The following is a 3,657-nucleotide window of genomic DNA, read 5'->3' on the forward strand; positions in this document are numbered from 1 at the left end:
TTTGGCCATCGCGCCCCCTTTATTTAAAAATACGATCGCATGTATTTCCTTCGATCAGTTTACCAAATAAACGACCCCGTCCACACTCCGTACATCAATTCGATTTTTTCCGGAGAAGACATGAGTGCGGTTCGAGAATCCACGCCATCGACATTAATTGTCGGCGGCGGTATCGGCGGTATGGCCGCAGCATTGGCGCTGGCCAAACTGGGCATCAAAATTACGCTACTGGAACAGGCCTCGCAGCTCGGCGAAATCGGAGCCGGCATACAGTTGGCGCCTAACGCGTTCGCGGCACTGGACGCGCTTGGCGTCGGTGAGAATGCGCGAAACAAAGCGGTGTTTACAGATCGACTGATCATGATGGATGCCATCGACGGCAAAGAAGTGGGCACCTTCCCGGTTGACGACAAATTCCGCCGCCGTTTCGACAACCCCTATGCCGTCATTCATCGGGCAGACATCCACACATCGATCCTGGAGGAAGTCCGCAAGAATGCAAACATTCAGTTCGTCACGTCTTCTCAGGTGATCGACGTACAAGAAGACGACAACGGAGTAACGGTCGTAGATGCTCAAGACCGAAAATTTAATGCCGATGCCTTGATCGGCTGCGATGGGGTGAAATCAGTTGTCCGGGAAAAAATCGTGGGCGATGACGTCCGCGTCTCCGGCCATGTCGTCTACCGGGCCGTGGTTCCGGCGTCCCTCATGCCCGAAGATTTGCGCTGGAATGCACCTGTGGTATGGACAGGGCCGCATTGCCACCTGGTGCACTATCCGCTGCGCAACGGGGAGCAATACAACCTGGTCGTCACCTTCCATAGCCGCGATCAGGAAGTCTGGAATGTACGCGACGGCAGCAAGGAAGAAGTTTTGTCCTATTTCACCGATATTTGCCCGCAGGCGCGTCAGTTGCTGGACACACCTTCGTCGTGGCGTCGCTGGAGTACCGCCGACCGCAATCCCGTCGCCAACTGGAGCACGTCGCGCATGACATTGCTGGGCGACGCTGCCCATCCGATGCTGCAGTACCTGGCGCAAGGGGCCTGCATGGCGTTGGAAGATGCCGTCACCTTGGGCGCTGCCGTAAAACACTGCGATTTCGATATGGCAGCGGCGTTTCAGCTCTACCAGCATTCTCGTATTTCCCGTACTGCAAGAGTGGTCCTGTCGGCGCGCGAGATGGGACGCTTGTATCACGCCAGCGGGGTCGAACGACTGGTGCGCAACGACCTCTGGAAAGAACGCTCCCCGGAGCGATTCTACGATGCGCTGGAGTGGCTCTATGGTTGGCAGGCAGCCACCTGTCTTTCTCACTGAAGTCACGCGCACCATCCCCAAACCTAACTCCAACACGCCCATGAAAATCGATCAGACAGCCGAACGCCAGGCGCTGTACGGCAAGCTCCAGGAACTCAATCTAGCGCCCTTGTGGGAATCTCTGCATACGCTGGTGCCCAAACAGCCGCTGCCGCGGTATGTGCCGGCGCTATGGCGCTATACCGACATCCATTCGCATCTCATGCGCGCCGGCGAGGTTATTACGGCGGAAGAAGCCGTGCGTCGGGTATTGGTGCTCGAAAATCCCGGCCTGCCCGGCAACTCCTCGATTACCCAATCACTGTATGCCGGGCTGCAACTGATCCTGCCGGACGAAGTCGCACCCGCGCATCGCCACAGCCAATCGGCCTTGCGCTTCATCGTCGACGGCCAAGGGGCATACACCACCGTCAATGGCGAACGCAGCACCATGCATCCAGGGGACTTCATCATTACACCGTCATGGACCTGGCACGATCACGGCAATCCCGGCATCGCCGGCGTCAGCGAACCGGTGGTGTGGCTGGATGGACTGGATATTCCCATGGTGCGCTTTTTTGATGCCGGCTTCGCGGAGAACAACAGCAGCGCCTCGCAAATTCCCACCCAGGTGGAGGGCCGCAGTTTCGCCAACTACGGGTACAACATGGCGCCGGTTCGTCAATTGCACACTGAACGACACTCGCCGATTTCCAATTATCCCTACGCACGATCGCGCGAAGCGCTTGATACGCTGTTCCGCAGCGCGGTGCTGGACGAATGGCACGGGATCAAACTGCGTTACGTCAATCCTGTCACCGGCGGCTATCCGATGCCGACCATAGCCGCCTTTCTGCAACTGCTGCCCAAGGGCTTCCAAGGAAAATGGCATCGCAGCAGCGATGGCACGGTCTACCACGTCGTCGAAGGACACGGTCGCGTACAGATCGCCGACCAGTCGTTTTCCTTTTCTCCCAAGGACACGTTTGTGGTGCCGTCGTGGGCGCCAGTGTGCTTCGATACACCGGCAGATACGGTGTTGTTCAGCTTCTCCGATCGCCCGGTTCTGGAAGCGACAGGTTTGCTGCGCGAGGAATATTTTGCTGGTCATCCATCAACTTCTCATTAAACATCAACATGAACCGCTCTTTCATTTTTCCACCCCAAGCAATTGTCGGCTTGCCCGTCGACGGATCCGCCGTCGATTTTCCGGTGCGTCGTATTTACTGCGTAGGTCGCAACTACGCCGCACACGCCCGCGAAATGGGCTTCGACCCCAATCGTGAACCGCCCTTCTTCTTTTGCAAGCCCAATGACGATGCGTCAGTGATACCGGTCGCCGCCAATGTGACTGGTGCGCTGCCGTATCCGGGAAACACCACCAACTATCATCACGAGATCGAGCTCGTAGTGGCCATCGGCAAAGGCGGGAGCAACATTGCGGTAGAACACGCTGCATCGCATATATTCGGCTATGCCGTCGGTCTTGACATGACCCGTCGTGATCTGCAGATGGCCATGCGCCAACAAGGCCGCCCCTGGGAGATCGGCAAAGCGTTCGACTATTCGGCGCCGATCGGTCCGTTGCGCCCTATTGCAATGACGGGAGAACTGAGCAGCGGCGAAATTTCCCTGCAAGTGGATGGCAAGACGGTGCAAAGCAGTGATATCGCCAACCTGATCTGGTCGGTCAATGAAACCATCGCCAACTTGTCCACCCTGTTTTCCCTGGAACCCGGCGACCTGATCATGACCGGCACTCCCGAGGGAGTCGGGCCGGTCTCACCCGGTCAGATTCTGACGGGACACATTGCCGGATTGACGTCGATTTCGGTTCAGGTGAGCGGGTAAAGACATCATGAAACTACACACCTATTACCGCAGCTCGGCGTCCTATCGCGTTCGTATCGCATTGAACCTGAAAGGACTCGACTACGAGGCCGCGCACATCCATCTGTCCAGAAACGGCGGCGAGCAATTCAGTGCGGCCTTTTCTCAGTTGAATCCGCAACATCTGCTGCCGCTCCTGGAAGATTCAGCCATGACACTGACGCAGTCTCTGGCCATCATTGAATATCTGGACGAGACACATCCGTCCATTCCCCTGATGCCCACGACAGCGGAAGAAAGGGCAAGGGTCAGGGAACTTTCTCTGGCTATAGCCTGCGACATCCATCCATTGAACAATTTGCGCGTGCTGAAATATCTGAGCGGCAAGTTGGGCGTATCGAATGAAGAAAAAGACAACTGGTATCGACATTGGGCGGAAACAGGGCTGAGCGCTTTGGAAAAAAGACTGGCCCAGGACCCCTCGACCGGTGTGTTTTCCCATGGCGACCAACCATCGATGGGGGG

The 3,657-nt window shown here is 57.0% G+C and carries 4 protein-coding genes; all 4 read left to right on the forward strand.

Translation table 11 applies throughout. The features are described from left to right. Positions 1–120 precede the first annotated feature (120 nt). A complete protein-coding gene (locus HLUSI_RS0103595; RefSeq protein WP_029363082.1) occupies positions 121–1,323 on the forward strand; it encodes a 3-hydroxybenzoate 6-monooxygenase in 1,203 nt (400 codons plus the stop codon). Between the two features lie 40 nt (positions 1,324–1,363). Continuing rightward, complete coding sequence (gene gtdA / locus HLUSI_RS0103600) at positions 1,364–2,431, forward strand: gentisate 1,2-dioxygenase (protein ID WP_016832671.1); 1,068 nt, start codon at positions 1,364–1,366, stop codon at positions 2,429–2,431. An 8-nt stretch (positions 2,432–2,439) separates the two neighbouring features. Then, positions 2,440–3,153: a fumarylacetoacetate hydrolase family protein gene (locus HLUSI_RS0103605; protein ID WP_040503125.1), complete on the forward strand. Its 714-nt coding sequence runs from the start codon at positions 2,440–2,442 to the stop codon at positions 3,151–3,153. Between the two features lie 7 nt (positions 3,154–3,160). Next, a partial coding sequence (maiA, locus tag HLUSI_RS0103610) for a maleylacetoacetate isomerase (RefSeq protein ID WP_029363084.1) occupies positions 3,161–3,657 on the forward strand: 497 nt, incomplete at its 3' end.

Origin of the sequence: Herbaspirillum lusitanum P6-12 (assembly GCF_000256565.1) — a bacterium.
In the GTDB taxonomy this organism is placed as follows: domain Bacteria; phylum Pseudomonadota; class Gammaproteobacteria; order Burkholderiales; family Burkholderiaceae_D; genus Herbaspirillum; species Herbaspirillum lusitanum.